This window comes from Dinoroseobacter sp. S76 (genome assembly GCF_049801095.1).
Taxonomy (GTDB): domain Bacteria; phylum Pseudomonadota; class Alphaproteobacteria; order Rhodobacterales; family Rhodobacteraceae; genus Dinoroseobacter.
Genome location: NZ_JBNAGH010000011.1, coordinates 56,141 through 82,746, shown reverse-complemented (window position 1 = coordinate 82,746; position 26,606 = coordinate 56,141). Strand labels below are relative to the sequence as shown.

At 63.2% G+C, this 26,606-nt stretch carries 27 protein-coding genes and 1 tRNA gene; 18 read left to right on the top strand and 10 right to left on the bottom strand.

The window, feature by feature from the left end; genetic code table 11:
• Positions 1-394 precede the first annotated feature (394 nt).
• Positions 395-2,221 (top strand): glycerophosphodiester phosphodiesterase, encoded by a 1,827-nt coding sequence (locus tag ACP153_RS20365; RefSeq protein ID WP_424972851.1) that lies wholly within the window; start codon positions 395-397, stop codon positions 2,219-2,221.
• A 32-nt stretch (positions 2,222-2,253) separates the two neighbouring features.
• On the opposite strand, the gene ACP153_RS20360 is transcribed toward ACP153_RS20365, so the two are convergent.
• The 6 genes from ACP153_RS20360 to ACP153_RS20335 all read right to left on the bottom strand — a co-directional run bounded on the left by ACP153_RS20360 (position 2,254) and on the right by ACP153_RS20335 (position 7,513).
• On the bottom strand, positions 2,254-2,751 hold the full coding sequence (locus ACP153_RS20360; protein WP_424972850.1) for an AAA family ATPase: 498 nt from the start codon (positions 2,749-2,751) through the stop codon (positions 2,254-2,256).
• Positions 2,752-2,826: 75 nt separating this feature from the next.
• A complete protein-coding gene (locus tag ACP153_RS20355; protein ID WP_424972849.1) occupies positions 2,827-3,468 on the bottom strand; it encodes an aspartate/glutamate racemase family protein in 642 nt (213 codons plus the stop codon).
• A complete protein-coding gene (locus ACP153_RS20350) occupies positions 3,468-4,307 on the bottom strand; it encodes an ABC transporter permease (RefSeq protein WP_424972848.1) in 840 nt (279 codons plus the stop codon). The genes ACP153_RS20355 and ACP153_RS20350 overlap by 1 nt, the downstream gene beginning before the upstream one ends.
• A gap of 1 nt (position 4,308) precedes the next feature.
• Positions 4,309-5,160 carry an ABC transporter permease gene (locus tag ACP153_RS20345; protein ID WP_424972847.1) on the bottom strand — a complete coding sequence of 284 codons (852 nt, stop codon included), beginning with the start codon at positions 5,158-5,160 and terminating at the stop codon, positions 4,309-4,311.
• 68 nt (positions 5,161-5,228) lie between these two features.
• Complete coding sequence (locus ACP153_RS20340; RefSeq protein WP_424972853.1) at positions 5,229-6,494, bottom strand: ABC transporter substrate-binding protein; 1,266 nt, start codon at positions 6,492-6,494, stop codon at positions 5,229-5,231.
• 35 nt (positions 6,495-6,529) lie between these two features.
• Positions 6,530-7,513, bottom strand: a complete 984-nt coding sequence (locus ACP153_RS20335; protein ID WP_424972846.1) for an ABC transporter ATP-binding protein — start codon at positions 7,511-7,513, stop codon at positions 6,530-6,532.
• Between the two features lie 221 nt (positions 7,514-7,734).
• Here ACP153_RS20335 and ACP153_RS20330 point away from each other — a divergent pair, with 221 nt between their 5' ends.
• The 10 genes from ACP153_RS20330 to ACP153_RS20285 all read left to right on the top strand — a co-directional run bounded on the left by ACP153_RS20330 (position 7,735) and on the right by ACP153_RS20285 (position 15,663).
• Positions 7,735-8,424, top strand: coding sequence for a GntR family transcriptional regulator (locus ACP153_RS20330; RefSeq protein ID WP_424972845.1), 690 nt, complete (start codon positions 7,735-7,737; stop codon positions 8,422-8,424).
• Entirely contained in the window at positions 8,421-9,248 is an 828-nt protein-coding gene (locus ACP153_RS20325; RefSeq protein WP_424972844.1) for a GNAT family N-acetyltransferase, read from the top strand. The genes ACP153_RS20330 and ACP153_RS20325 overlap by 4 nt, the downstream gene beginning before the upstream one ends.
• Before the next feature lie 182 nt (positions 9,249-9,430).
• Positions 9,431-10,189, top strand: a complete 759-nt coding sequence (locus tag ACP153_RS20320; protein WP_424972843.1) for an IclR family transcriptional regulator — start codon at positions 9,431-9,433, stop codon at positions 10,187-10,189.
• 86 nt (positions 10,190-10,275) lie between these two features.
• Positions 10,276-11,676: a selenium-binding protein SBP56-related protein gene (locus tag ACP153_RS20315; protein WP_424972842.1), complete on the top strand. Its 1,401-nt coding sequence runs from the start codon at positions 10,276-10,278 to the stop codon at positions 11,674-11,676.
• 3 nt (positions 11,677-11,679) lie between these two features.
• The gene (locus ACP153_RS20310) at positions 11,680-12,348 is read left to right on the top strand and encodes a hypothetical protein (RefSeq protein ID WP_424972841.1); all 669 of its coding nucleotides are present in this window, start codon (positions 11,680-11,682) and stop codon (positions 12,346-12,348) included.
• 117 nt (positions 12,349-12,465) lie between these two features.
• Positions 12,466-12,756 carry a PepSY domain-containing protein gene (locus ACP153_RS20305; protein WP_424972840.1) on the top strand — a complete coding sequence of 97 codons (291 nt, stop codon included), beginning with the start codon at positions 12,466-12,468 and terminating at the stop codon, positions 12,754-12,756.
• A gap of 101 nt (positions 12,757-12,857) precedes the next feature.
• Positions 12,858-13,541, top strand: a complete 684-nt coding sequence (locus ACP153_RS20300) for a winged helix-turn-helix domain-containing protein (RefSeq protein ID WP_424972839.1) — start codon at positions 12,858-12,860, stop codon at positions 13,539-13,541.
• On the top strand, positions 13,525-14,808 hold the full coding sequence (locus ACP153_RS20295) for a sensor histidine kinase (RefSeq protein ID WP_424972838.1): 1,284 nt from the start codon (positions 13,525-13,527) through the stop codon (positions 14,806-14,808). The genes ACP153_RS20300 and ACP153_RS20295 overlap by 17 nt, the downstream gene beginning before the upstream one ends.
• A gap of 77 nt (positions 14,809-14,885) precedes the next feature.
• Positions 14,886-15,098 carry a hypothetical protein gene (locus ACP153_RS20290; RefSeq protein ID WP_424972837.1) on the top strand — a complete coding sequence of 71 codons (213 nt, stop codon included), beginning with the start codon at positions 14,886-14,888 and terminating at the stop codon, positions 15,096-15,098.
• A gap of 154 nt (positions 15,099-15,252) precedes the next feature.
• The gene (locus ACP153_RS20285) at positions 15,253-15,663 is read left to right on the top strand and encodes a cytochrome b/b6 domain-containing protein (protein WP_424972852.1); all 411 of its coding nucleotides are present in this window, start codon (positions 15,253-15,255) and stop codon (positions 15,661-15,663) included.
• A 5-nt stretch (positions 15,664-15,668) separates the two neighbouring features.
• Here ACP153_RS20285 and ACP153_RS20280 read toward each other — a convergent pair whose 3' ends face one another.
• Positions 15,669-16,262, bottom strand: a complete 594-nt coding sequence (locus ACP153_RS20280) for a TetR/AcrR family transcriptional regulator (RefSeq protein ID WP_424972836.1) — start codon at positions 16,260-16,262, stop codon at positions 15,669-15,671.
• Positions 16,263-16,374: 112 nt separating this feature from the next.
• Between ACP153_RS20280 and ACP153_RS20275 the strand changes: the two genes are divergently transcribed.
• The 5 genes from ACP153_RS20275 to ACP153_RS20255 are packed head-to-tail and all read left to right on the top strand — an operon-like array spanning position 16,375 to position 19,151.
• Positions 16,375-16,740 carry a DUF983 domain-containing protein gene (locus ACP153_RS20275; RefSeq protein ID WP_424972835.1) on the top strand — a complete coding sequence of 122 codons (366 nt, stop codon included), beginning with the start codon at positions 16,375-16,377 and terminating at the stop codon, positions 16,738-16,740.
• A 57-nt stretch (positions 16,741-16,797) separates the two neighbouring features.
• On the top strand, positions 16,798-17,430 hold the full coding sequence (locus ACP153_RS20270) for a hypothetical protein (protein WP_424972834.1): 633 nt from the start codon (positions 16,798-16,800) through the stop codon (positions 17,428-17,430).
• A gap of 11 nt (positions 17,431-17,441) precedes the next feature.
• Entirely contained in the window at positions 17,442-17,648 is a 207-nt protein-coding gene (locus ACP153_RS20265) for a hypothetical protein (protein ID WP_424972833.1), read from the top strand.
• A complete protein-coding gene (locus tag ACP153_RS20260) occupies positions 17,645-18,232 on the top strand; it encodes an NAD(P)H-dependent oxidoreductase (RefSeq protein WP_424972832.1) in 588 nt (195 codons plus the stop codon). The genes ACP153_RS20265 and ACP153_RS20260 overlap by 4 nt, the downstream gene beginning before the upstream one ends.
• A 25-nt stretch (positions 18,233-18,257) precedes the next feature.
• Complete coding sequence (locus tag ACP153_RS20255; RefSeq protein ID WP_424972831.1) at positions 18,258-19,151, top strand: SDR family oxidoreductase; 894 nt, start codon at positions 18,258-18,260, stop codon at positions 19,149-19,151.
• Between the two features lie 15 nt (positions 19,152-19,166).
• Here ACP153_RS20255 and ACP153_RS20250 read toward each other — a convergent pair whose 3' ends face one another.
• From ACP153_RS20250 to trpA, 3 genes are all read right to left on the bottom strand, one after another.
• The gene (locus ACP153_RS20250) at positions 19,167-20,459 is read right to left on the bottom strand and encodes a serine hydrolase (RefSeq protein ID WP_424972830.1); all 1,293 of its coding nucleotides are present in this window, start codon (positions 20,457-20,459) and stop codon (positions 19,167-19,169) included.
• A gap of 145 nt (positions 20,460-20,604) precedes the next feature.
• Positions 20,605-23,397 carry a bifunctional aconitate hydratase 2/2-methylisocitrate dehydratase gene (locus tag ACP153_RS20245; protein WP_424972829.1) on the bottom strand — a complete coding sequence of 931 codons (2,793 nt, stop codon included), beginning with the start codon at positions 23,395-23,397 and terminating at the stop codon, positions 20,605-20,607.
• A gap of 285 nt (positions 23,398-23,682) precedes the next feature.
• Positions 23,683-24,474 carry a tryptophan synthase subunit alpha gene (gene trpA / locus ACP153_RS20240; protein WP_424972828.1) on the bottom strand — a complete coding sequence of 264 codons (792 nt, stop codon included), beginning with the start codon at positions 24,472-24,474 and terminating at the stop codon, positions 23,683-23,685.
• A 151-nt stretch (positions 24,475-24,625) separates the two neighbouring features.
• Here trpA and ychF point away from each other — a divergent pair, with 151 nt between their 5' ends.
• The gene (gene ychF / locus ACP153_RS20235; protein ID WP_424972827.1) at positions 24,626-25,723 is read left to right on the top strand and encodes a redox-regulated ATPase YchF; all 1,098 of its coding nucleotides are present in this window, start codon (positions 24,626-24,628) and stop codon (positions 25,721-25,723) included.
• Positions 25,724-26,287: 564 nt separating this feature from the next.
• A tRNA-Ser gene (locus tag ACP153_RS20230) sits at positions 26,288-26,377 on the top strand.
• Positions 26,378-26,606 lie beyond the last annotated feature (229 nt).

Sequence of the window (26,606 nt, the reverse complement as noted above, 5' to 3'; positions counted from 1 at the left end):
GCCGAGCTGGCCGCGATCAAAGGCGCCAAGGGTTCTCCTAACGAGTAATCCTTAACATCCCCCAAACCCCCGCCCGGATACCTCCCAACGGGCGGGGAGCCCCCCAGACACAACGCCCGGTCCCTCCCGTCCGGGCCGCCCACGCGACAAAAGCACCCGTCCCCGACAGCCCCCCAACGGACCCCTGACATGGACAAAATCCCCAGGTGCGTCGCGAAGGACCGGCCCCCCAAAGTCCAGGGGGCCGGTCGATTTTTTTTTTGGACGCAGTCCCTGCCTCCAGCAAAAACAACGTCCCCTCCTGACCTCTTCTGCCCAGACGCTGGCGCCCTGCACACTCCCATCGCACGCTTCGGCCTTGCAAAACGGGCCCGCGCCGTTGCGTAGTGGGGCCATGAATGTCCTTCCTGCCTATCGCAACGCTTGGGCCCATCGTGGGTTTGTCATCCCCGTGGTGCTCGGCGTCCGCCTGCTCAGCTTCGCGGTGATCGCACCACTTCTCGGTCTTGCCGTGCAGCTCGCAATTCTCGTCTCCGGGCAAGGCGCGCTGACCGATCAGGACATCGCCTATTTCATTCTCTCCCCTCTGGGCTTTCCGCTTTTCCTCGCGGTGGCCGGGCTTGTCCTTGTGGGGACTGTCATCGGCTTTGCCGCCATCACGCTCGATCTGCGCTCGCCCGAGCAACTGGGCCTGCGCGCAATCCCGCGTGCCTTGCGTCAGGTGATCGGCCTCGCCCCACGGCTCATGCGCTATGCCGCCGAACTGGTCCTGAGGATCCTGCTGATCGTGGGGCCCTTCGCACTGATCGGTGTGCTCAGCACGCAGCACCTGCTGGGCGCCTATGACGTCAATTTCTACCTTACCGAGCACCCGCCGGAATTTGTCCGCGCGGTGGCCATTGGCGTCGGTCTGGCGGTTGTTGCGGTGCCGCTTTTGCTGAGCCAACTTCTGGCCTGGGCGCTGTCGCTGCATTTTGTGCTCTTCGGCGGCGCGACCGCCCATGCAAGCTTTGGCTTGAGCCGGGCGGCCATGCAGGGGCGCAAGCTCTCTTTGCTGATCAATCTGGTGATCTGGTACGGGATCAGAACTGCGCTCGTGCTCGTTGTGGGGGCGATCTTTGTCGGGCTCTTGCGGCTGGGCGCCCAGATGGAGGGCGGGGCGTTCGAGTTGCGCCTGACCCTCGCCCTGGTGCTGACCTCGCTCTGGGCGATTGCCGGGTTTCTGGTGGCGGCTATTGCCATAGGGGCCCTCGCGCGGATCCTCGGACGCCTTTATGACGGGCCAATCACCACCCCGGACGCGCCCTCCGAGATGCCAGCTCTCTTGTCGCCACGGCGGTTGGTGCTGGCCGCAGGCGCGCTCGTGGTGATCGGTCTCGGCTCGGCCTATGCCCTGATCACGCAAGTTCAAAGCGAGGGCGAGGTTCTGGTCATCGCCCATCGCGGGGCTGCGGGGGACTTTCCGGAAAACACGCTCGCCTCCGTCCAAGGCGCGGTGGAGGCCGGAGCCGATTGGGTCGAAATCGACGTGCAGGAGAGCGCGGATGGCACCGTCATCGTCATGCATGACAGTGACTTCATGAAGCTCTCGGCTGTGGATCTGAAGGTCTGGGATGCCACGGCGGAGGATCTGGCCGGGATCGATATCGGCTCCTGGTTTGATCAAAGCTTTGCCGAAGAGCGCGTGCCCACCCTCGCCGAAGTGCTCAAGCTTGTGCGGGACCGGGCGCATCTGCTCATTGAGTTGAAGTATTACGGCCATGATGAGGCTTTGGAGGCGCGCACCATCGAATTGGTCGAAGCCGCGGGCATGGCGGATCAGGTGGCGACCATGTCCCTGAAATACCCCGCCGTGACCAAGATGAAAGAGTTGCGCCCGGACTGGCCATCAGGTGTGCTGGCGGCCACTGCCATCGGCAACCTTGCGCGGCTCGAGGGGGAGTTCGTGGCGGTCAACTCGGTTCTGGTCACTCCGCGTCTTTTGCGGCAGGCCCATGGCGCGGGCAAGAAGGTCTTTGCCTGGACCGTGAATGATCCTCTGGAAATGCTGTCGATGATGTCCTTGGGCGTCGATGGTCTGATCACGGACGAGCCGGCTCTGGCCCGGCAAGTGATCGCCCAGCGCGATGAGCTGACGCCCCATGAGCGGCTGGTGCTCGTCTTTCTGGAACGCTTCGGGCTGACCCAATCGGTGCAAACGGCTCGCGACAACAGTCCCTGATGGTCTTGGGGCACGGACCGTGCCAAGGAGCTTCACGCAGGCGGATCGTGGCGGATGACTGTGAAGTCCTCTTCCGGACTGGGGGGCTGGAAATACTTGGTCACCTGATGGAACTGAGCCTCGGTGGCCTCGAAGGGATGGTCCCCACCCGCATTCCGCGCTTTGAGCCGTTCAAGGCAGAGCGCATCCGGGGCCGTCAGTAGGTGCAGCGCATGGGCGGCTCCGGCTTCCTCGAAGAGCGCGCGCATCCAGGCCCGCGCCTCGGGCGTGTTGGCTTGGAAGTCGAGCACTACGGACATCCCCGCTTTCAGCAGCGCCACGATGTGGGGCGCCATCGCCCCGCGCAGCTTGGCCGAACAGCGCATGAAATCGCGCGGGGTCTGCATCTCCTCCGCAAAAAGCGCGGCGAGCCAGTCATCCTCGACGATCCGCACGGTCTTCGGGGCGGCGGCAAGCTGTTGCGACAGGGTTGACTTTCCAGAAGCGATCTTGCCGCAAAGCATGTGGAGCACGGGGGGCTGGTCGGACATCGGGAACTCCTTTCGCGGCGCGGTACAAAGCCTGAGTATCCGGCCTCAAGCCCCGCTTGACCAGCGCACGAAGGCTCAGATCAGCCAGGAAAAGCTGCGCGCCGCGCAGGCAACCGGGTCAATCACCTCGATATCGAGCGCGCCGGTGACCTCGGCGACCACATGCACCATGCCCGCGCAGCCGAGGATCAGGGCGTCGATCTCATCCTTCGTGGCGGCGGTGATCGCTTCGGCCATGATCGCCTGCCCCGAAGCCTCTGGGTCGGCTTCCAGCGCGAGCACCGGGACCTCCGAGGCGCGGACCCGGGCCAGATGCTGTCCCAGACCGAGCGTGGCGATATTGCCCTCAAGAACCGGGATCGAGACGGCCAATGTCGTCACAACGCTGAAGCGCCACTGCTGCAAGGCCGCGAAGTGATAGGCCGCCTGCCCGATCCCGATCACGGGGCAATTCGCGCGCGCCGCCGCCTGGGCGAGGCCAGTATCGTCGAAACAGCCGATGATGATCCCTTCGGCCCCAGCATTGGAGGCCTCATCCACAAGCTCCAACAAGGGCGGCGTCGCGATCGCGCCATCCGCCTCCCCCTGGATCGCTGGCGGGCCCTTGGCAGAGGTCCAGCCCTCAAAGGCGAGCTCAGGCGCGGCCTGCCGGGCGGTGCGAACCATCGCCTCGGTCATCGAGGCCGTGCTGTTGGGATTGATGATGGTGATCGCCATCACACCATGCCCTGGCCCGCATCGGAGCCCTGGCGCGCGCGCCGTCGACCCGTGAGCCAGACAATCAGCAGGAAGAGCACGATCACCAGCAGCGAGAAGACCGTGGTCAGCGTGCCCAGCGCAAAGAGCACCGGGGTCGTGACATTGGTGGTCATCCCGAAGATCTCAAGCGGGAGGGTGTTGTGGCTGCCCGAGGTCAGGAGGGTCCGGGCGAACTCGTCATAGCTCAGCGTGAAGCCAAAGAGTGCGACCCCGATCAGCGAGGGCGCGATGATCGGCAGGACCACATGGCGGATGACCTGCCAGGGGGTCGCGCCGAGATCCCGGGCGGCCTCCTCATAGCTGCGGTCAAACCGGTTGAAGACGGCGAACATGATCAGCATCCCGAAGGGCAGCGTCCAGGTGAGCTGCGCCCCAAAGCCCGAGCTCGCCCAATGCACCGGCAAGCCCGATTGGGACCAGATGAGCCCGACCCCAAGGGAGACAAGGATCGAGGGGATCACAAGAGAGGTGATGAGCAGGTAAAAGAGCACGGTCGATCCGGCAAAACGCTTGCGAAACGCCAGCCCGCCCATGACCGAGACGACCACGGTGGTGACCATCACCATCAGGCCCAGCACCAGCGAACGCGAGAAGGATCCCCAGATATCGCCCACAGCCTGCTGCTCAAAAAGGTCGCGGAACCAGTGCAGCGACACGCCGCGCATGGGGAAGGTCAGCCCGCCCCCCGGCCCCTGAAAGGACAGGATGCCGATGGTCAGGGTCGGGCCATAGAGGAAGATCAGGAACATGACGAAAAAGACCGTCAGGACATAGAAGGACTTGGGGCGCGGCTCCATCTCAGAGCTCCTTCCGGATATCGACAAAGCGCAGGAGCGTCCCGATCAGGAGGAGCACCGTGATCAGCAGGATCACCGCCGTGGCCGAGGCCGAGGGATACTGCAAAAGCCCGATGTCGTTCTGGATCATCCGCCCGACATTCGCGGACTGGCTGCCCGACATGAAGCGCACGGTGATAAAGTCGCCCATCACCAGCGCCACCACAAAGATCGTGCCGATCATGATGCCTGGCTTGGTGAGCGGGATGATGACATGCCACAGGGTCTGCCAACCGGAGGCGCCCGCATCGGCGGCAGCCTCGATCAGGGATTTGTCGATCCGCATCATGGTGTTGAACACGGGCACCACCATGAAGAGCGTATAGAGATGCACGAAGGCGAGGATCACGCTGAAATCGCTGAAGAGCAGCCATTCCAGCGGCTCGTCGATCACGCCCCAGGAGACCAGCGTCGAGTTGGCCAGCCCGTTCCGTCCGAGAAACGGGATCCAGGAGATCATGCGGATGATGTTCGAAGTTAGAAACGGGATCGTGCAGAGCAGAAAGAGCGCGATCTGCCAGGTCAGGCTTCGAATATGGAAGGCCAGATAATAGGCCACCGTGAAGCCGATCAGCAGGGTAAAGACCCAGGTGATCGCCGCGTATTTGAACGTGTTGATGAACACCCGATAGGTGACATCCGAGGAAAGCAGAAACTCGTAATTGTCGAACTGAAAGGCCGGATAGATCGACCACTCGGTCGCGCCCCAGAAGCTGACCACGACGATCATCACGATCGGGGCCACGAGAAAGACCGCCAGCACGAGGGTCAGGGGGGCGGCCAGCAGCCAGCCTATGAGGGAGTTGTTCCGCACGGTGCCTCGGTTCGATTAACTGTCGAGAAGGGTGCCGGAGGGGCTGGTCCCTCCGGCGTCATCACGCATCAGGCCGCGATGAATTCGTTCCACTTGCGCACCATGTACTGGTTCTCGTCCATGACGGCGTTCCAGCAGGCCACAGCGCCCATACGGTCGTAGAAGGAGCCACCGTCGCGCACGGCGCCAGCTTTCTCCATCACCTGACCGAACGGGTTGGTGATATCGCCCGCGGCAGGCTTGCCTTCGAACCAGAAGCCCCACTCGTCTTCGGACATGAAGTTCTTGGAGGTCTCGGGCACTGCCGAGTAGTAACCCTGACGCATCAGGAAGCCGCCAACCCAGCCGGAGAGATACCAGTTGATGTACTCATAGGCCGCGTCGAGCTCGATCCCCGAAAGCGACTTGGACAGGCCGATGCCGCCGCCCCAGGAGCGATAGCCCTCTTCCAGCGGCTGGTAGACACAGGGGATGCCTTGCGACCGCACGGCGGTGATGGCGGGCGACCACATGGACTGGATCACGACCTCGCCCGAGGCCATGAGGTTCACGCTCTCGTCAAAGGACTTCCAGAAGGCGCGGAACTGACCGGCCCGCTTGGCTTCGGTGAAGATGCCGAGCGTCATGTCGATCTCTTCTTTGGTCATGTTCCCTTTGTCGGGATAGGTGTACTCGCCCATGGATTCCACGACCATGGCCATATCCATGATGCCGATGGACGAGATGTCGAGGATCGAGGCCTTGCCCTTGAACTCAGGGTTCAGAAGCTCGGACCAGTTCTTGATCGGACGGCCGATCAGGTCCGGGCGAATGCCCAGCGTATCGGCGTTGTAGATGGTGGGGATCAAGGTCATCCAACCGGACTCCTCGGCCACGAAATCCTTGCCGTTCGGGCCAGAGGTGAAGCCGACCGTATGGGGCGCGGTCCCCTGGGCAATCACGCTGTCGGGCGTCAGTTTGCCGGAGCGGAACGTGCCCACGATCTTGTCGTAATTGGCGATCTTCGAGGTATCCATCGCTTGCAGGTTACCGGTCGGCCAGACCTTTTTGCAGATCCAGTACTCGATATCGGCGATGTCAAAGCTGTCGGGCTGGGTCGCCGCCCGCTGGGTCACGCTGTCGGAATCGAGCGCCGTCATCTCCAGCGTGAAGCCGAGGTCTTCCTTGACCTTGTCGGCCACTTCATTGAGGTTAGACACCCCGGTGCCAAACTGGCGCAGTGTCACATCCTTGATGGCCTGTCCCCATACCATTGGAGCCGGAAGCGCGGCGGCCGCCACCGCCGCGCCACCTGCTTTGAGCATGGACCGGCGCGAATAGCGGATCTTTGGAATCGTCGTCATGGCAGTTTCCCTGTGCTATGCGTCTGTTAACTGGCCAGGGCGTGCGCCGCCGCGGCCTCCCAGTCGAGGCCGACGGCCTCTCCCAACTCCTTCGGGTCCCCGAAGAAATCCTTATCCGACAGCAAGGCCGTGACCTCCTGATCCCCCGGGATCATCGCGGTCAGTGCCACATGCGTGCCCTGATATTCGATATTGGTGATCGTCCCCGGCAGCCGGGCGGCGTCCGGCGCCCCGAGCTTGAGCGCGTCCGAACGGATGGCGAGCGTGCCCTCGGGCATTGCCACCACGTTATGGGAACCGAGGAAGCGCGCCACGAAGGCGGTTTTCGGGGCATCGAACACGGCCCGGGTCTTGCCCGCCTGCTCGATCACCGCGTTGTTCATCACCACGATCTCATCGGCCAGCGCGAGCGCTTCGTCCTGCCCATGGGTCACATGGATGAAGGTGATCCCCAGCTCGCGCTGCAACCGTTTCAGCTCGCTCCGCATCCGGATCCGCAGGAACGGATCAAGCGCCGAAAGCGGCTCGTCGAGCAACAGAACCTGCGGCTCGGTGATCAGCGCCCGGGCGAGGGCCGCGCGCTGCTGCTGCCCGCCCGAGAGCTGCTCGGGCAACCGGTCCGCCAGCGGCACCATATCCACCAGCTCCAGCATTTCGGTGGCGCGGGCGCGATAGGTCGCGGCATCCACCCCCTGCATCTTGAGGCTGAAGCCGACATTCTCGACCACGCTGAGATGCGGGAACAAAGCATAGTTCTGGAACATCATCGCCGTGCCGCGCTTGGCGGGCGGCAGATGCGAGATGTCCCGCCCCGCCAGCAGGACCGCGCCATCCGAGACGCTCTCATGCCCGGCGATCATCCGCAGAGTCGAGGACTTCCCGCAGCCCGACGGCCCCAGCAGACAGGCATATGTCCCAGCATCGAAATGATACGAAATCGCGTCCACCGCCACGGTCTTGCCGTAGCGCTTGGTGAGATTGAACAGCTCCAGATCCAGATCTTGGCTCATGATATCCTCGTGGCGTCGAGGAAAGGTTCACCAGCCCGGCTCACAAACTCTAAGGATTTTCGCGAACGAGCCACGCGAAGGCAGGGTTTTGACCCCGTGAGGGCAAGGCACCGAATTATTGTTCAATATCTGTGCAGAGATTGTATACGATTTTTACCTTCCTCGTGTTCAATGTTGCGCCGCCGCCTGTCCCCCGCCAATCTCGGGGCAGGAGAGTTTCCATGCCTGCCATGTCCTCAAGCCCCGTATCCTCCGTCGACGGCATCGTCGCCCAGCTGACCGAAGCTGTGCATGAGCATCGCGTGACGCCGGGCACGAAGCTGAGCGAGGATGAGGTGGGGGAGATCTTCGGGGTCAGCCGGACCCTCGTGCGGCAGGCCCTGCGCACGATGGAGCATGGCGGGCTCGTCACCATCCAGCGCAATCGCGGGGCCTTTGTGGCCAAACCCTCGATCAAGGAGGCGCGCGAAGTGTTCGAGGCCCGCGCCCTGCTGGAGCCCCGCACCGCGCGTGCCGCGGCCGAGCGCTCGACCCCACAAGACATTGCCGCGCTGGAGGATCATATCGAACGGGAGCATGCGGCCCTGCACCGGGATGAGGCCGGGCTCGCCCTCAAACTCTCCGGGGAGTTTCACTGCATCATCGCCCGGATGGCGGACCAAAAGACCATCGAGGGCTTTATCCAGCAGCTCATTTCGCGTTCTTCCCTCGTGATCGCTCTTTACTGGCAGCGGCGCGCGGCGCTCTGCGAGAGCAACGCGCATCATGCGCTTGTGCGGGCCTTGGCGAGCCATGATGGGGACACTGCCGAGGAGCTGATGGCGGGGCACCTGCTCGATCTCGTCTCGCAGCTCGATCTGCGGGCCAAGCCCAATCGCACGGATTCGCTCAAGGACGCTTTGCTGAGATGACCGATTTTCGCACCGCCACCGAAGAAGACCTGACCGCGATCCTGGGCTGGGCCGCCGAAGAGGGCTGGAATCCCGGGCTCGAGGATGCGGCGGCCTTTTTCCAGGCGGATCCGGAAGGGTTCTTTCTGGCCGAGGAGGACGGCACGCCTGTCGCGGCGATCTCGGTGGTGAACCACAACGAAGGTTACGCCTTTCTCGGGCTCTATATCGTGCGCCCGGACTATCGGGGGAAGGGGATCGGACTGGCACTCTGGACCCATGCTCTGAAACATGCGGGCACGCGGACGGTCGGGCTCGATGGGGTTGAGGATCAGCAAGCGAATTACGCGGCCTCGGGCTTTGCCCATGCGGGCGGTACGACCCGGTATTCGGGCCCCGTCCCCGCCCAGCGCCACGCGGCGATCCGCCCGGCGGGCTCCGGAGACTTGCCCCAACTGATCGCGCGGGAGGCTGCCGCCTCGGGCACGGAGAAACCCACCTATCTGAGCGCCTGGTTCCTGCCGGCAGAGACGCGGCAGACCTTTGTCTTTGAGCAGGCCGGGCAGATCGCGGGCCTCTGCACCGTGCGCCGCTGTGGCGAAGGTGCCAAAGTCGGCCCCTTGCAAGCCGACAACACCGAGATCGCCCAGGCCCTGCTGGCCCAGGCTGCCGATTGGGCCGGGTCCGAGTTGATCGTGGATGTGCCCCAGAGCGCGACGGCCCTGACCGAGATCTGCGAAACCCTCGGAATGGCGCCCAGCTTCCGCACGGCGCGGATGTATCGTGGCCCGTTCGAAAGCCCCGAGGCCCCCCTATTCGCGGTCACCTCCCTCGAACTGGGCTAATCCCGGAACCGAGCCTGCAGCGGACCAAACACCTCAAAAATCACGCATAATAACGAACAGAGGTCATTTCTTTGGCGGAAATCAGGGATAATTTTCGCCACAGCTCAAAATTTATGCTTGAATGGACTCACAAAAGTCCCCCCAAATGAGACAAGGTCTCATCTGGCGATAGGCACAGCAGCATGCATTTCGACCGTCTGGTCACCCTTTTGGAGGTCATTGCCGTCGCAGGGCGCCCGGTTTCGGTGACCGAAGTGCAGCGCGCGACTGGACTGCCCAAGCCCACTTGCTATCGCCTGACCCAATCCCTGCTCGAGCAGCACCTGATCGAGGATCCCGGCGGGGATGGGCGCTATGTGATCGGCGAGCGGATGATCCGGATCGCCCTTCTGGGCAAATCGGATGTGGATGTACGGCGCTGCTCAGCGCCGCTGATGCGCTCGGCCGCGGACAGCTACAACGAGACGGTGTTTCTGGCGCGGTTCCGGGACAGCAAGGTCGAGATCATCCATGTGGAGACGCCCCATGATCCGGCGCGGGCCTTCATTCATCCCGGGCTCGGGGTGCGGCCCATGCATGCGTGTTCCTGCTCCAAGGCGATTGCCGCCTTTGCGGAGCCCGCCTTTCAGGAGGACATCCTGTCCAACAGCCTGAAGGAATACACCGAGCACACCAAGACCACCAAGGAGGCCCTGCGCCAGGAATTCGCGCTCATCGCCGAGCGCGGGTTCGCCGATTGCGATCAGGAGATCGATATCGGCATCGCCAGCGTCGCCGCCCCGGTCTCGATCGGGACGGTGGGCGCCATCTTCAGCATCGGCGCCGTTGGCCCGGTCCGCCGGTTTGGCACCGAGGCCAGGATGGAGATCGGCGCCAAGCTGAAGGCCCTGTCCGAGAAAGTCAGCGGAGCGATCCAGCTCTGCAATGTCGCGGAGGTTTGACGCAGACACCAAGTTTCCAAAGGGGCCCCGCCCCCAACACATGATCCGGACGACCGGACTGCATTGATGATCAGGGAGGAAAATCAATGAACCTAAGACCAGACCCGACCTTTCACGCCTCGCCCAAGCTGGCGATGCAAGCCCCGGTCGAGAATTACGCGTTCACCGTCATGCTCAGCCCCGATGGCTCGCAATCGGACGGGATCGCGGTGATCGACCTGAAGCCCGAGTCCGAGACCTATGGCCAGATCGTGCATCAGGTGATCGTGCCGAACACGGGCGATGAGTTTCACCACTTTGGCTGGAATGCATGTTCCTCGGCGCTCTCGCCTCTGACAGGTCATGCCTTCCTCGAACGGCGCTATCTGATCGTGCCCGGGATCCGGTCCTCGCGGATCTATGTCATCGATGTCAAAGAGCCGCTCAAGGCCAAGATCCACAAGACGATCGAGCCCGAGGAGCTCTTTGCCAAGACCGGCTATTCGCGCCCGCACACGATCCATTGCGGCCCTGAGGGGATCTATGTCTCCTGCCTCGGCGGCGGGGGTGAGGACGGCACCGATGGCCCTCCGGGCATCTTCATCATGGATTGCGAGACCTTCGAGATCATCGGCCAGTACGAGATGGATCGGGGCAAGCAGGACAAGCACTACGATTTCTGGTGGAACCTGCCTCAGGATTACATGGTCAGCTCGGAATGGGGCCTGCCGCCGCAGTTCGAGAACGGGGTCGTCCCCGAGGATCTGCTGAGCAACAAATACGGCCATTCGATCCATTTCTGGGACCTGCGCGCGCGCAAGAACATCCAGACGATGGATTTTGGCGAGAACTACCAGATGGCGCTGGAGATCCGACCCGCCCATGACCCGACCAAGTCCTATGGCTTCTGCGGTGTGGTGGTCGACACCACGAACCTGCAAGGCGCGATCTTCACCTGGTGGCGGGATGACGACGGCGTGTGGCAGTCGAAGAAGACGATCACCATCGACCCGCGCCCGGAGGATCCCGAGAACCTGCCGCCGCTCCTGCAAGGGTTTGGCGCCGTGCCACCGCTGGTCACGGATATCGACCTGAGCCTTGATGACAAGTATCTCTATGTGGCCTGCTGGGGCTTGGGCGAGATGCATCAATATGATGTCTCGGACCCGATGAACCCGGTTCTCGCGGGCAAGGTCGAGCTGGGCGGGATCGCCCGGGGCACCAAGCACCCCAATGGCAAGGACTTTGTCTATGGCCCGCAGATGGTCGAGATCAGCCGGGACGGCAAGCGGGTCTATTGGACCAACTCGCTCTATTCCACATGGGATGATCAATTCTACCCGAACGACGAGGGGGGGCAGATGGTCATGGCCGATGTGGGCGAGAATGGCGGCCTGACCCTGAACAAGGATTTCTACATCGATTTCCCGAAGGGCCTGCGCTCGCACCAGATCCGGCTCGAGGGCGGTGACTGTTCCACTGACAGTTTCTGCTACCCATCCGTCTGACGCATGGATGACATGACTTCGGTGACAGCCCTTTGGTGGGCTGTCATTTTCTCCGGCTTCTATCACGGCATAAATCCCGGGATGGGCTGGCCCCTTGCGGTCTCGGCCGCCCTGATGGAGCGCAAGCACAGCGCCCTGCCCAAGGCGCTGGCCATGCTGGCGGCGGGGCATTTCCTCGCCATGATCGGGATCCTGCTGCCGTTCTCGATGATGATTTTTCTCGTGGAGTGGGAAGTCGAGATCCGCGTCGGCGCCGGGATCCTCGTGATCGCCATGGGAGTCTATCTGCTGATCAACCGGCGCCACCCGAAATTTCTGGCCCGGGTCCATCCGGCGCGGCTGGCGCTCTGGTCGTTTCTGGCGGCCATGGCCCATGGGGCGGGGCTCATGCTCGTGCCGATCTATCTGGGGATCTGTGCCATCGGCGCGGATGAAACCGGGCATCTGGCGGCGCAAAGCCTGATGAGCAACAATATCACTACCGCCTTTCTCGTGGCGCTCGCCCATACGTTTTCCATGACCTTTGCGGGCGGCGTGGTGGCCGTTGGGATCTATCTCTGGCTCGGATTGAAGTTTCTGTCGAAGACCTGGTTCAACCTCGATCTGGTCTGGGCGCTCAGCCTGATTGCGGTGGGGATCTTTGGCCTGCTCTCCGCGCTGACCGGGCATTAGCGCCCCCCAAGACGTCCTTACAGAATTGTAAACTGGATCTCAGGGGGGCGTAACAGTGCCCCCCCATCTTCAGTGCATCGGAAGGCGACGGGCCTTCCCCGACACAGGAGAGAGACCATGAACACGCAGACCCTGACCGCTGGCGCCCTGATCGGTTTGCTGGGCGCAGCCAGCCTGATGACGACCGTCTCGGCCCATAGCCTGGGCACCGAAGCCAGCCTGACGGAAGCGCAAGCGATCGAAATCGCGCTCGCCGAAGTGCCGGGCACCGTGGAAGAGACCGAGCTGGAGCGGGATGATGGCCAGCTGATCTACGAGATCGAGATCCTGTCCGCGGACGGCACCGAGACGGAGATCGAAATCTCGGCAAAGACCGGCGAGATCCTTGAAATCGAGCAGGAGGGATGACGCTCCTGCCCTTCGGGTCCGGCGGCACTGCCGGATCCAGATCTGCCCCGGAACGCCCTGCGCAGACTTCCCCTTGGCCGCAATCCGGCTTAGGGAACGGTATGCGCATTCTGCTTCTCGAAGATGACAAACAGCTGGGCCCCTGGATCGCGGGCGGCCTGCGCGAGGAGGGCCATACGGTGGATCATTTCACTGATGGCAAGGACGCACTGATGGCGGCCATGGGCACGGAATACGAGCTCCTGATTCTCGACCGAATGGTCCCTGGGTTGGACGGGCTCGCGGTGCTGAAATCCCTGCGCGCCTCGAAGGACACCACGCCTGCGCTCTTCCTGACAGCGCTGGCCGAGGTCGACGCGCGGGTCGAAGGGTTCGAGGCCGGGGGCGATGACTACCTGACCAAGCCCTTTGCCTTTGTGGAGCTCTCGGCGCGGGTCAACGCGCTGGGGCGGCGGCGCGAAGGGGCGGAGCCAAGTGCGGCGGCGCAGACCGTGCTACGCTTTGGCGATCTGAGTCTCGATCTGCTCTCGCGGCGCTGCGAGCGGCAGGGCCAGACGATCGAGCTCATGGCCAAAGAGTTCAAACTGCTGGAGTATTTCATGCGGCGCCCGGGGCGGCTCGTCACGCGGACCATGCTGCTGGAGCAGGTCTGGGATATGAGCTTTGACCCCACGACCAGCGTGGTCGAGACCCATATCAGCCGGTTGCGCGCCAAGATCGACAAACCGTTCGAAGAGGCGCTTTTGCGGACCCGGCGTGGCGAAGGATATGTCTTTGGTCGCTAGCCTGATCGACAGGCTACGCTGGCTGCGGCGGTCCTCGACCCTGCGGCTCACCCTGCTCTTGTCGGGGATCTTCACGCTTGGGATGGTCATCGCCATCCTGATCGCGCTGAGCATTGGGCGCGACGCGCTTTTGCGCCGGATCGACGATTCCCTCGCCGGGCTTGCAGCCGCCATGCAGATCAACGAAGTGCCAAGCGAGTCCTTCGCCGTCATCGTCCGCCCGGTGGACGCGCTCGGCGATCTGCCGCCCGCCTTTGCGCGCGTCGCAGCGCGGGGTGGCGGCACGGTCAGCCTGCGCGATGATTTCCGCCGCTCCGAGGAGTGGCGCGTGATGGTCGCGCCCGATAGCGGTGGGACGCCCGTGCTGCTGGCGCTGCCGCTGGATGACAGCGACGAAGCGCTGGAGCTTCTGGGCGGTGTGCTCTGGGTCACGGCGGCACTCGTGCTCTGCGTGAACCTCGCGCTGGGGCTTGGTATCGGGCTTGTGGCGCAACGACGGATGATGACGATCACGGTTACGCTGGACCGGCTCGCCGCCGGTGACCTGCAGGCGCGCACGGGCAGCACCCGAACCGTGGACGATCTGGACGATATCGCCCGGCAACTGGACGAAACGGCGGTTGAGCTGGAACGCCTCGTCGCCCAGACCCGTAATCTCAGCGCGAGCCTCGCCCATGACCTGCGCACGCCCCTCGCGCGCCTGCGCGCCCGGCTGGAAGCCCTGCCAGAGGGGCCGGAACGGGGTGCCGCCCTGGAGGAGGCCGCGCGGCTATCGGGCATCTTCGACACGATCATGCGCGTGGCCCGGATCGAGGCCGGACAAGGCCGCGACGGATTCGAACCCGTGGATCTGGGCGCCCTTGTGGAGGAGTTGGCCGAGATCTTTGGCCCCGTGATCGAGGAGGAGGAGAAGCGCCCGATCCTCGACACCGCAGGGTCTGCAACGGTCACGGCGGATCGCCAGATGCTGATCCAGGCCATGGCCAACCTGATCCAGAACGCACTGGTCTATGGCGGGCAGGAGATCACGCTCTTTGCCCGTGGGGCCGAGATCGGGGTCGCGGATAATGGCGCGGGCGTGGATCCGGCCCACTATGGCGACATCATCAAGCCCATGGTCCGACTCGACGCCGCGCGTCAGAGCGATGGCAGCGGGCTTGGCCTCGCCCTGGTCCGCGCTGTGGCCGACCGCCATAGCGCAAAGCTCGTTCTGGCCGAGAACCAACCGAGCGGGCTGCGGGTCAGTTTGAAGTTTGCAGAATTGTAAACTTGCGGTCAGGCCTCCGTAAAAGCGGGCCTCCATATCAGTTTCATCGAAACACAGAGATGACTGGAGACCCTGATATGACCTCTTTCTTCAACAAGATGACCTCGATCCTCGCCGGCGCTGTTGTTCTGCTGGTGGGCGGCGCGTTGGCCGGGCTGGGCCTTGGTGTTCTGGCCGTGCTGGCCATGGGCGGACTGATCGCCCTGGGCCTCGGCATTCTGGCCGCGCCCTTCGTGACGAAGCTGGCCGAGGACGAGCTGGCCAAGGCCGAGACCACCCCCTCTGCCTAAGCAGAGCCCCAGACCCATGGGGGCGCCACCGCCCCCTGTTCTTCCCAAGCCAACGAGAGATGAGATGACCCGGACCGCCGCGCCCCATGGATTTGTGACCAAGACCCTGCACTGGGTCTCGGCGACCTTGCTGGCGTTCGGCTATGTCTAAGGGCTGGACTCTGTCACTCAGCTCGCCGATCCCGCGCTCTTTCGCTTCGAAATCGGCTTTGCCACGGCTCTGGGCGTGGTGTTCCTGCTGCGATTGATCTGGACCAAGGTCGTCGCGGGGGCGAGCCGCTTGCCGGAGAGCGCCCCGGGATGGGAGCATTCGGCAGCCCGCCTCGTTCACACCGGGCTGTATGTCGGCGTCTTCGGGGTCGTGTTGTCCGGGCTGGGCATCGCCTTTGCCTATGCCACCCCGGTTCTGAGCGGCGTGGTCCTTGCGGCCATGATCGGCCTGCACGAACTGGCTTTGACCATCCTGCCGCTTCTGTTGCTGGCGCATCTGGCGGGCGCACTCTGGCATAAGCTGGTCCGCCGGGATGGCGTGCTCGAGAGCATGACGGGCCCGCTCCCGGTCTGAGCGGGCTAGGCCACGAGACCCCGCACGAACATCTCCAGCGCCTCGCGCCGCAAGGCGTCATGGCGCGCGGAGGAGATACTGAAAAGGCCCTTATGCAGGATCATGCCGTCAATGAGGCTGGCAAAGACCCGACCCAGTTTGGCGGCATCCGCATCCGTCCGGATCTGACCTATGGCCTGCAAGTGCCGGATGTGATCCGCATAATGAGACCCGAGCCGGTCAAAGAAATCCGCGACCTTGGCGCTGAATGTGTCCGAGGCGAAGCTTGGGCCGAAGACCTCAAAGAACACGCGAATAAACCGCGCCTGCTCATCGGGGATGTTCATGGTCTCCGAGAGGCTGCGGGCAAAGGCATCGAGCGTCTCCGGGCTCTCGGTCTGAAAGAACCGATCCTCCATTCCCTTGAAATGCCGCTCGACCATGGCGAGGGCGATCGCCTCCTTGTTCTTGAAATAGAGATAGAGCGTCCCCTTGCCGAGCCCGGCCTCTTTGGCGACATCGGCAATGGTGGCAGCGTGATAGCCGCGCTTGGCATAGACCTTCATGGCGGAATCGAGAATGGCGTGTTGCATCTCTTCCCGGTCGACAATTTTTGGCATCTTGTCCTTTGATATGCTGTTTCGAGGGAGTCTTCCACGTTTATGACTGGACGTCCAGTCATAAACCACATACATGACCGACCATCCAGTCATAAACGATTCGGAGGATCTCATGGAGACTGTGACAGAGAGACAGACCAAACCCGCCCTCTTGCGCGGCTGGCGGCGCACCTGCCCGCGCTGCGGCAAAGGCCGGCTTTTCTCGGGCCGCTTGGCGGTCGCGCCGCAATGCGAGGCCTGCGGGCTGGACCTGAGCGTGCAGCGCGCGGATGACGGGCCCGCCTATCTGACCATCGTGATCGTAGGCCATATCGTGGTGCCCCCGATGGTCCCGCTCTACAGGCTCTGGGATCTGCATCCGGCCGTGATGGCATCGGGCTTGTCGGTCTTGGCCATCGCCCTCTCGCTCTACCTGCTGCCACGGCTCAAAGGCGCGATGATCGGCCTGCAATGGGCCAAGGGGTTGCACGGCTTCTGAGCGCCCGATTTTCACTCAAGGATTTTGACCGAACGTCCAGTCATGAAGGGATTGATCATGTCAACGTATTCTCCCTCCACCCTGCCCCCGATCCGGTGGGCGTATTCCGGCGCAACGGACCCGCTGATCGGCAGCGGCGCAACGCGGGCCGAGCGCTGGCTCGGCCATGGCGGCGCGGCCCTTGTCACCGCCCTGCTGGTCTGGGCCTCGGCCCAGGGCGCCTTGCCGATCAGCGCGCCTTGGCAATGGGCCGTGCTGGTCTTTTTTGCCTATGACATTGGCGGTGGGGCTGCGGCGAACATGCTCAACTCCTGCAAGCGTTTCGAACACACACCCGCCAAACCTCGGGAAGGAGTCACGATCCGCGCAGTGAAATCCGCGCCGATCTTCACGGCGCTGCATATTCACCCGATCCTGGCGGCCTGGCTGCTCGGAGGATCCGTTCAAGCCGCTCTGATCTGGTACGCCCTCTTGCAATTGGCCGTCTGGCTGACCTTGGCCACACCGCTCTATCTGCAGCGCGCGATGGCCACGCTCCTCACCGTGCTCGCCATGATCGCAGCCATCGACCTGCTGCCCCTGGGCCCCGGGCTCGAATGGGTCATCCCCTGCCTCTTCGTGAAGATGGTGATGGGCCATGCGGTGCGCGAAGAGCCCTACGCCCCCAGCCCTGACAGCGCCCACTCGTGAAAGTCAAACCCATGGAAAACCTGAAAACCCTCACCCTCACGGCCCTGATCGCCCTGACCTCGGGCTATGCAGAGGACACAGTCTGCAGCGCCGATGCTGCGCAGAGCCCCGCCGCGCTTCTCCGCTTGAGCGATGCCTTGATTGGCAGCCCGGCTCCCGCCTCCTGCCAGTTCACCCTCGAGACTGTCGCGCGATCGAATGTCGGAGACGCCCAATGACCAAACGTATCTTCATCCTGAACGGCCACCCCGGCGCGACCTCCCTCTCGCGCGCCCTCGCGCTCAGCTACGCCGAAGGCGCCGCCCAAGCGGGCCACGAGGTTCGCATCGCCCATCTGCCGGATCTGTCATTCGACAGCGATTTTGGCGAAGGTGGGTACCAGACCCTCAAGCCGCTCGAACCCTCTCTGGACGGCGTGCTGCGCGATATCGAGTGGAGTGAGCATGTGGTGCTTGCGACGCCTATGTGGTGGGGCGGGCTCCCGGCGAAACTCAAGGGGCTTTTTGACCGGGCGCTCCTGCCCGGCCGCGCTTTCGACACACGCAGCCGCCGGTTTGGCCTGCCACGTCCGATGTTTGCCGGGCGCACGGCCCGGGTCCTGCTCACGTCGGACACCCAGAGCTGGCTGCTCCGCCTCGTCTATCACAACGCGATCTTGACCCAGCTGCGCTGCCAAATCTTTGGCTTCGTCGGGATCAAGCCGACCCGCGTCAGCCAGTTTGCCGAGGCGAGCCACCCAAGCCGCTCAACCATTTCCCGCTGGCAGGATCAGGTCCGCAAACTGGGCCTCAAGGCTGCCTAGCCCGCCATTTTCAAAGGAGATTGATATGAAAACCGTTCTTGTCGCTGGGGCGACCGGCTATCTCGGCCGCCATATAGTGGAGAAGTACGCAGCCAATGGCTGGCATGTGCGCGCCCTCGTGCGCAACGCCGCCAAGGCGCGAGCCGCAAACCTGCCCGCCCATGATTTCTTCGAAGGGGAGGCCACTGATCCGGACAGTCTCAAGGGGATCATGCAAGGCGTCGACCTCGTGGTTTCAAGCCTCGGGATCACACGCCAGCGCGATGGGCTGGGCTATTGGGATGTGGACTATCAGGCGAACCTGAACCTGTTGACCGAGGCGCTCGCCAACGGTGTACCGCAGTTCGCCTATGTCCATGTGCTGAACGCCGACAAGATGCCCAATGTCCCCCTGGCCGCCGCAAAGCAAGCCTTTGCCGAGCGGTTGTCGGCGGCGCCCATCCGTTCGACCATCATCGCGCCTTCGGGGTTCTTCTCGGATATGGGCGACTTTCTCGCCATGGCGCGGGCGGGACGGGTCTGGCTCTTTGGCAATGGGACCTTGCGCCTGAACCCGATTGACGGCGCAGATCTCGCCAGTGAGATCGCAGCGGCCATTGCCGAGAACCGGGAGTTTGTCCCGGTCGGTGGACCCGATATCTTCACCCAGACAGAGCTGGCCGAAGCGGCCTTCGCCGCCCTAGGGCGCCCGGCCCGGATCACGCACCTGCCAGACTGGATCCGGGGCGCAGCGATCAAGCTGCTGCCTTGGGTGACACCGGCCCATATCCACGGACCGGCACTGTTCTTCCTCAGCGCCTTGGGGCAGGACATGACCGCCCCACCTCGCGGAACCAAGCGGCTCGCGGCGCATTTCGACGAACGAGCGTGCAAGGATCAGGAGGCGCCTGCAGCGGAACAGACCGCCTCAACAGCCTGAAGCGCACAAGCCCCATCAGGGCAGCGCAGCTTCGTAGGCCGCCCGGATCGCGGCCTCCACCCCCACGCCATCGCCGGTCTTCGAGGAGTTCACGATCCCCGCAGCCACCATCCCGTTCGGCAAGGCAAATATCACCGCCTTGGCCTTGCCGCCCCAGCGGCTGCCCCCATGGCGCACGGCGACACCGTCGGACATCGTCTCGGCATTCGAGAACACGAGACGAGCGCTGCTCTTGAGAAACATGGCGCTGTAGTTGTCGTCCACAACGTCACGGGTGTGGACAATGCGGTGCAGGGCGGAGGTCAGCCCCTGGGTCGAGATCAGCCACCCGCCCACGGCGCATTTCTGTTCCTCGCCGGTCGGATCGCGCCCGCGCTCGTCCGCGCGGTCATCATACACATGGGCGTAATTCTCGGTCTGATGCGGCCGGTTGCACCCCGCAATCACCCCGGCAGGCTCAAAGATCTTCTCCCGGGCCATCTTGCGGTATTGCAGTTGCGCTGTCCGCCGCACCGCAATCCCATAGGGGATCTCCGTGTTCAGCGTGTCCTCGATCCGGGCCCAGGTGGCGGGATGCAGGGACGCGGTGGAGTAGTTCCAGAGCGCGAGGCTTGCATTGGCGTAGCAACGTCTGAAGGACCAGTCGATCCTCTGGGTTTCGGATGCCCCCGTTACCGCAGGGGGGAGCGTTTCGATGACAAAGCTCGGGGCGGGGACGCAGTCGCTCTCGCCCTTGGCGAGGTTTGCCGCGCGCACGAGGTAGCTTTCCTCGCCGAGCCGAAGCCGGTCGAGATAGCCATAGTCATGGCCGAACAGCGTCTTGCCGGAATGGGCGAACCCGGCCCGATGCTGGAGCATTTCGCGCAAGGTCACCCGGGCCAAGGTCGGGTGAACCTGGGCCCGCCATTTCTCAGGCAGATAGTCGACGAAGGGATCCTCCAGCGAGAGCCCTGGCAGCAGTTCCGCCTGGTGAATGGCCAGGGCCGCGGTGAAGGCTTTGCTGACCGAGCCGATCGGGCTTTGGGTCTTGCCGTTGAACCGCTGCGCGCCGCCGGGCTCGCAGGGGGTGCGGGCATAGCCGGCGTTGATCTGCGCGATCAGATCGCCGCCCACATCGCGGAGAGAGACGGCGTAGCCCATGAAGCCATCGCCCAATTCGCGGCGCACACGCTTCGCGAATTTCTCGGTATCGAACCCCGCTGCAGGCTCAAATGACAGGTGACTGGGTCGGGTTTCAGGCAGATCGCAGGCGAGGGACGGCAATGCGCAGGCCAGGAAACAGCCCACGCCAAGAGACAAAACTCTCATGATGGTTCTCCAAATAACTCTTCAAAAAAAGCACCGGGCAAATAGAGCGCCCAAAGGGAGTGTACCACGAAAAAGCCCGCGCCGAAACGGCGCGGGCAAAGCGAGGCGGATCCTGGCGCAGTGGCACCCGGATCAGCGCAAGTCCTCAGTAATGGACCGACAGGGAGTCGATCGGCGCCTTTTTCGGCGGGGCGAACTTGGTAAGGTCGATCCCTTCGACGGCGGTCTTGTACTCTTCCACCGTGGGCGTGCGGCCCAGAATGGCCGAGAGCACCACGACCGGGGTCGAGCCCAGCAGGCTCTCGCCCTTCTTGGTCTCGCTATCGGCCACAACGCGGCCCTGGAACAGGCGGGTCGAGGTGGCCAGCACCGTGTCGCCCTTCGCGGCCTTCTCCTGGTTGCCCATGCAGAGGTTACAGCCCGGACGCTCGAGATAGAGGATGTTCTCATACTCCGTGCGCGCGGTCTGCTTGGGCGCGGCATCGTCGAACTCGAAACCCGAGTATTTCTGCAGCACGTCCCAGTCGCCCTCTTCCTTCAACTCATCGATGATGTTGTAGGTCGGCGCGGTCACCACGAGGGGGGCCTTGAACTCGACGCTGCCCTCGGCGGCCTCGAGATTGCGCAGCATCTGGGCCACGATCTTGATGTCGCCCTTATGCACCATGCAGGAGCCGACGAAGCCCAGATCCACCTTCTTCTCCGCGTTGTAGTAGGAGATCGGACGGATCGTGTCGTGGGTGTAGCGCTTGGAGACGTCGATATTGTTCACATCCGGATCCGCGATCATCGGCTCGTTGATCGCATCCAGGTCGACGACCACCTCGGCGAAATACTTGGCGGATGCATCAGGAACCAGCGCGGGCTTGGTGCCCGACTTGATCTCGGCGATCCGCTCATCGGCCTTGGCGATCAGGCGCGCGAGCGTGCCGTTGTCATGCTCCATGCCCTTGTCCATCATGATCTGGATCCGGGATTTCGCGAGCTCCAGCGAGCCGATCAGCGTCTCGTCATTGGAGATACAGACCGACGCCTTGGCTTTCATCTCGGCGGTCCAGTCCGTGAAGGTGAAGGCCTGGTCTGCCAGAAGCGTGCCGATATGCACCTCGATCACGCGACCCTGGAAGACGTTGTCGCCATGCTGTTCGAGCATCTGGGCCTGGGTGGCGTGGACCACATCGCGGAAGTCCATGTGATCGGCCATCGTGCCCTTGAAGGTCACCTTCACCGATTCCGGGATCGGCATGGAGGCTTCGCCCGTGGCGAGCGCCAGGGCAACCGTGCCCGAGTCCGCGCCAAAGGCCACGCCCTTGGACATGCGGGTGTGGCTGTCGCCGCCGATGATGATGTCCCAGTCGCTCACGGTGATGTCGTTGAGCACCTTGTGGATCACGTCCGTCATGGAGTGATAGACGCCCTTCGGGTCGCGGCCCGTGACCAGCCCGAAATCATTCATGAACTTCATCAGACGCGGGGTGTTGGCTTGCGCCTTGAGGTCCCAGACCGAGGCCGTGTGACAGCCCGACTGATAGGCGCCATCGACGATCGGCGAGACGACGGTGGCCGCCATGGCCTCCAGCTCCTGCATGGTCATCAGGCCCGTGGTGTCCTGGGAGCCGACGATGTTCACCTTCACCCGGACATCCGAGCCCGCATGCAGCGGCGCGTCCGAGGCCACGCCAAGCGCATTGGCGTTGAAGATCTTCTCAACCGCCGTGAGGCCCTGCCCCTCATGGGAGATCTCTTTGGACGGCGCGAAGGCGGACTTCAGCGGGATGCCCAGCGCTTCGCAGGCAAATGTCTGCAACTTCTTGCCGAAGACGATGGCATAGGACCCGCCCGCCTTCATGAACTCCTGCTTCTGGGGGGTGAAGCTGTCGGACATGTCGACCAGCTCCTCGCCACTGTCAGCCGCGTAGAGCTTCTGCGACTTGGTGTTGATCTTGAGCACCGTGCCGGTCTCGACCGAGTATTTCTGCTCGAGGATCGGGTTGCCGTCATTGTTCAGGATAACGTCGCCGTTCTCATCGACTTTCTTGACCCAGTTCTTCAGGTCGACCCCAATGCCACCGGTCACGCCGACGGTCGTCAGGAAGATCGGCGAGATGCCATTCGTGCCCGCCACGATCGGCGCGTAGTTCACGAAGGGAATGTAGGGGCTGGCTTGTTTGCCGGTCCAGAGCGCCACGTTGTTCACGCCGGACATCCGCGAGGAGCCCACACCCATGGTGCCTTTCTCGGCGATCAGCATGACCCGCGCTTCGGGGTGCTTGATCTTGAGGGCCTCGATTTCCTTTTGCGCGGCTTCCGAGATCATGCACTTGCCGTGCAGCTCGCGGTCGGCGCGGGAATGCGCCTGGTTGCCGGGCGAGAGAAGATCGGTCGAAATATCCCCTTCGGCGGCGATATAGGTGACGACTTCGATTTCCTCGTCGATCTCGGGGAGCTTGGTGAAGAACTCCGCATCCGAGTAGCTCTCAAGGATGTCCTTGGCCACGGCGTTGCCCGCATCCAGCGCCTCTTTCAGGCGCGCGGTGTCCGCGTCATAGAGGAAAACCTGTGTCTTCAGCACTTCGGCGGCCTCTGCCGCGATCCCGGCATCCGCGCCTAGGGCCAGATCCAGCAACACTTCGACCGAGGGGCCACCCTTCATATGGGACAGCTGCTCAAAGGCGAAGGCGGGCGCAATCTCGGCCACTTCGACCTCGCCCAGAATGATCTCCTTGAGGAAGTCGGCTTTAGCGCGTGCCGCAGAGGTGGTGCCGGGCAGCGTGTTATAGATGAAGAACTGCAGGGAGTCAGCGCGATGGGCGTTCCCCGTATCTTTGATCTGCGCGATGATCTCGCTGGTCAGCGCACCATCATCAATCGGCTTGGGGTTCAAACCCTGCTCTTTGCGCGTTTCGATCTCATTCAGGTATTCGGAATAGAGGCTCATTGGGATCCCCACATAAGTGTTGGCTAGAGCTTGAACACCGGCTCCTGCACTGGTCCGGAACCGGGAAAAGACGGACTGTATGCGGCGGTATACTAAATGCGCGCGACTCGCAAGGTGAGGCAAAGGCGACATTTCGCCCTGCCTCCCGAACCTATCCCGAAACCCCTGCCCACGCGCGGATTCTTCGGCCGCAGCCGGGGAAATGCGCGGTTATGCCACCATGCAGCGCTCCCTGGCGCGGGCGCCGGGGCTACGGGTCCATGAAGATGTGCGGTTGCGCGCGACTCAGGCGCGATGGGCGCCTGCGGCGAGGTCGGAGACGAAGGACAGGATCTCCGGCACCGGTTTGCCCTCCTCGACCATCTTGACGATGGCAGAGCCGACCACGGTCCCATCGGCAGTGCCCGCAATGCTTTCCGCATGCTCGGGCGTCCGAACCCCGAAGCCGACAATCACCGGCAGATCCGTCGCCGCCTTGATCCGCGCCACTTCTGGCGCAACATCCGCGGCCTGAGCCTGCGCGGCACCCGTGATCCCGGTGATCGAGACGTAATAGACAAAGCCCGACGTGTTCTGCAGCACCGTGGGAAGGCGATTATCGTCCGTCGTGGGTGTGGCGAGACGAATGAAGTTCAGCCCGGCCGCCTGCGCCGGCAGGCAGAGCTCACTGTCTTCCTCCGGCGGCAAGTCCACGATGATCAAGCCATCGACCCCGGCCTCCTTGGCCTGCGCCAGAAAGGTCTCGACCCCGCGGGAATAGATCGGGTTGTAATAGCCCATCATCACGATCGGAGTCGTCGTGTCGGTCTCGCGCAGCCCCCGCGCCAGATCGAGCGTCTTGTCGAGGGTTTGCCCGGCCTCCAAGGCGCGCTGCCCGGCCAACTGAATGGTCGGACCATCGGCCATGGGATCCGTAAAAGGCAGCCCAAGCTCGATGATATCCACCCCGGCGCCGGGCAAGCCGCGCACGATCTCCAGCGAGGTCTCGTAATCCGGATCTCCGCCCATGACATAGGCGACGAAGGCCTTCTTGCCGTCGGCCTTGAGGCGCGCAAATGTGTCGTCGATCCGGGTCATCCTGTCCTCGCTTGAACCTGTCCAAGGGGGTTTGGCGAAAACCGGGGCGGAAATCAATGGGCCGTGGCGCATCACCCGGCCCGCGCGCTTGCAGCGCCGGGGCCTTCCGCCTAAGAAGCCGCGACACCAGATCTGGCAGAGGACGCACGCCATGGGCTTCAAGATGGGAATTGTCGGGCTGCCGAATGTGGGCAAGTCCACCCTGTTCAACGCGCTGACCAAAACGGCTGCCGCGCAGGCCGCGAACTTCCCCTTCTGCACGATCGAGCCGAATGTGGGCGAGGTGGCCGTGCCGGATACGCGCCTGGATGCGCTGGCCGAGATCGCCAAGTCCAAGCAGGTGATTCCCACCCGTATGACCTTTGTGGACATCGCCGGGCTAGTGAAGGGCGCCTCCAAGGGCGAGGGCCTTGGCAACCAGTTCCTCGCCAATATCCGTGAGGTCGACGCCATCGCCCATGTGCTGCGCTGCTTCGAGGATGGCGACGTCACCCATGTGGAGGGTCGTGTGGACCCGATCGCCGATGCGGCCACCATCGAGACCGAGCTGATGCTCGCCGATATGGAAAGCATCGAGAAGCGCCTGCAGAACATCGTCCGCAAGGTGCGCGGCGGCGACAAGGAAGCGGTCCAGCAGGAGCGTCTGATGAAGGCCGCCATGGAAGCGCTCGAGGATGGCAAGCCCGCGCGCGTGGTGGAGGTGGATGCGGAGGACGCCAAAGCCTGGCGGATGCTGCAACTCCTGACCACCAAGCCGATCCTCTATGTCTGCAACGTGGATGAGGCCAATGCAGGCTCCGGCAACGCCCATTCCGACGCGGTCGCCGCCATGGCCGCCGAGCAAGGCGCGGCCCATGTGGTGATCTCCGCCCAGATCGAGGAAGAGATCAGCCAGCTAGAAGCAGATGAAGCCGAGATGTTCCTCTCCGAGATGGGGCTCGAGGAAGCTGGCCTCGACCGGTTGATCAAGGCGGGCTATGCGCTCTTGCATCTCGAGACCTATTTCACCGTAGGCCCCAAAGAGGCCCGCGCCTGGACGATCCCCGAGGGCACCCACGCGCCTCAGGCGGCGGGTGTGATCCACGGCGACTTCGAGCGCGGCTTCATCCGCGCCGAGACCATCGCCTATGACGATTTTGTCGAACTGGGGGGCGAGCAGCCCGCCAAGGAGGCGGGCAAGATGCGCGCTGAGGGCAAGGGCTATGTCGTCAAGGATGGCGACGTCCTGCACTTCCTCTTCAACACCTGAACGACGCAGGCCGCCGGGACGGACTCAAATCTGTTACCGAAGCTTCATCCCCCGGTGCCCTTGGCATCGGACCGTGGGGTGAGCAGTTACGAACGCGCCGTGATTCCCCGCCAACCCGGGGCGCCACACGGCCCTCAGGTGACCCTTCGCCCGGTCACCGTCCCAAAGCGGTCCATGCTGGCGCCCGCCAGTTGAGCCGTGTGTGTTCGGAGCTTGAGGAGGACCTGTCATGGTCGAAATTCTGTCCCCCCTTCCCATCTGGATCTTTGTCGCCGTGGCCTTGACGGCCTGCGTAGCGATCCTGGCTCTTTGCTATTCAGGTCTCGAACTCCAGTTCGGGAAACACGTCTGGCTGAGGATCCCCGGCCTCCGGCCACGCCCGGGGCATCGGTGTGAAACCTCCACAGGCCCAATCGATCAATCGTCGGATCCAGACCAAACCCCGCAGAAGTCAGAGCCTGCGCCAGCCGAATGATCCTCCAAACCTCGTCACAGCCGCCATTTTCTCCAACGGCTGTGATTTGCCCTTGTTTTCCCTCACACCCCGCTGATAGACGGGTCAGCGGAGACGTGGCCGAGTGGTCGAAGGCGCTCCCCTGCTAAGGGAGTAGGCGGGAAACCGTCTCGAGGGTTCGAATCCCTTCGTCTCCGCCATAAAAAATCGTTTAAAATCAGGTAATTACCGCCAAACGCTTTGGCGGTGATTTGCCGCACGGATATTCTCAATCAGGCGCTTGGGGTACGCTTGGGGGTGGAAACTTTGTGATACTTTTGCCACAATGTGTATTGGGTGTTTTCGGAACCGAGACGCAGCCACCGGTATTTCGCTCATAGAACCTTACCGTCCACCTTTGCTCCAACCCGGAAAGTGGCGGCTGTGAGC

What these genes read in the sequence shown, in the direction of transcription:
- ACP153_RS20290 (WP_424972837.1), top strand. Translation starts at nt 14,886, where the DNA reads ATGACCTCTTTCTTCAACAAGATGACCTCGATCCTCGCCGGCGCTGTT.
- ACP153_RS20305 (WP_424972840.1), top strand. Translation starts at nt 12,466, where the DNA reads ATGAACACGCAGACCCTGACCGCTGGCGCCCTGATCGGTTTGCTGGGC.
- ACP153_RS20250 (WP_424972830.1), bottom strand. Translation starts at nt 20,459, where the DNA reads ATGAGAGTTTTGTCTCTTGGCGTGGGCTGTTTCCTGGCCTGCGCATTG.
- ACP153_RS20360 (WP_424972850.1), bottom strand. Translation starts at nt 2,751, where the DNA reads ATGTCCGACCAGCCCCCCGTGCTCCACATGCTTTGCGGCAAGATCGCT.
- ACP153_RS20320 (WP_424972843.1), top strand. Translation starts at nt 9,431, where the DNA reads ATGCATTTCGACCGTCTGGTCACCCTTTTGGAGGTCATTGCCGTCGCA.
- ACP153_RS20350 (WP_424972848.1), bottom strand. Translation starts at nt 4,307, where the DNA reads ATGGAGCCGCGCCCCAAGTCCTTCTATGTCCTGACGGTCTTTTTCGTC.
- ACP153_RS20365 (WP_424972851.1), top strand. Translation starts at nt 395, where the DNA reads ATGAATGTCCTTCCTGCCTATCGCAACGCTTGGGCCCATCGTGGGTTT.
- ACP153_RS20310 (WP_424972841.1), top strand. Translation starts at nt 11,680, where the DNA reads ATGGATGACATGACTTCGGTGACAGCCCTTTGGTGGGCTGTCATTTTC.
- ACP153_RS20275 (WP_424972835.1), top strand. Translation starts at nt 16,375, where the DNA reads ATGGAGACTGTGACAGAGAGACAGACCAAACCCGCCCTCTTGCGCGGC.
- ACP153_RS20335 (WP_424972846.1), bottom strand. Translation starts at nt 7,513, where the DNA reads ATGAGCCAAGATCTGGATCTGGAGCTGTTCAATCTCACCAAGCGCTAC.
- ACP153_RS20330 (WP_424972845.1), top strand. Translation starts at nt 7,735, where the DNA reads ATGCCTGCCATGTCCTCAAGCCCCGTATCCTCCGTCGACGGCATCGTC.
- ACP153_RS20265 (WP_424972833.1), top strand. Translation starts at nt 17,442, where the DNA reads ATGGAAAACCTGAAAACCCTCACCCTCACGGCCCTGATCGCCCTGACC.
- ACP153_RS20300 (WP_424972839.1), top strand. Translation starts at nt 12,858, where the DNA reads ATGCGCATTCTGCTTCTCGAAGATGACAAACAGCTGGGCCCCTGGATC.
- ACP153_RS20255 (WP_424972831.1), top strand. Translation starts at nt 18,258, where the DNA reads ATGAAAACCGTTCTTGTCGCTGGGGCGACCGGCTATCTCGGCCGCCAT.
- ACP153_RS20280 (WP_424972836.1), bottom strand. Translation starts at nt 16,262, where the DNA reads ATGCCAAAAATTGTCGACCGGGAAGAGATGCAACACGCCATTCTCGAT.
- trpA (WP_424972828.1), bottom strand. Translation starts at nt 24,474, where the DNA reads ATGACCCGGATCGACGACACATTTGCGCGCCTCAAGGCCGACGGCAAG.
- ychF (WP_424972827.1), top strand. Translation starts at nt 24,626, where the DNA reads ATGGGCTTCAAGATGGGAATTGTCGGGCTGCCGAATGTGGGCAAGTCC.
- ACP153_RS20295 (WP_424972838.1), top strand. Translation starts at nt 13,525, where the DNA reads ATGTCTTTGGTCGCTAGCCTGATCGACAGGCTACGCTGGCTGCGGCGG.
- ACP153_RS20325 (WP_424972844.1), top strand. Translation starts at nt 8,421, where the DNA reads ATGACCGATTTTCGCACCGCCACCGAAGAAGACCTGACCGCGATCCTG.
- ACP153_RS20315 (WP_424972842.1), top strand. Translation starts at nt 10,276, where the DNA reads ATGAACCTAAGACCAGACCCGACCTTTCACGCCTCGCCCAAGCTGGCG.
- ACP153_RS20355 (WP_424972849.1), bottom strand. Translation starts at nt 3,468, where the DNA reads ATGGCGATCACCATCATCAATCCCAACAGCACGGCCTCGATGACCGAG.
- ACP153_RS20270 (WP_424972834.1), top strand. Translation starts at nt 16,798, where the DNA reads ATGTCAACGTATTCTCCCTCCACCCTGCCCCCGATCCGGTGGGCGTAT.
- ACP153_RS20260 (WP_424972832.1), top strand. Translation starts at nt 17,645, where the DNA reads ATGACCAAACGTATCTTCATCCTGAACGGCCACCCCGGCGCGACCTCC.
- ACP153_RS20245 (WP_424972829.1), bottom strand. Translation starts at nt 23,397, where the DNA reads ATGAGCCTCTATTCCGAATACCTGAATGAGATCGAAACGCGCAAAGAG.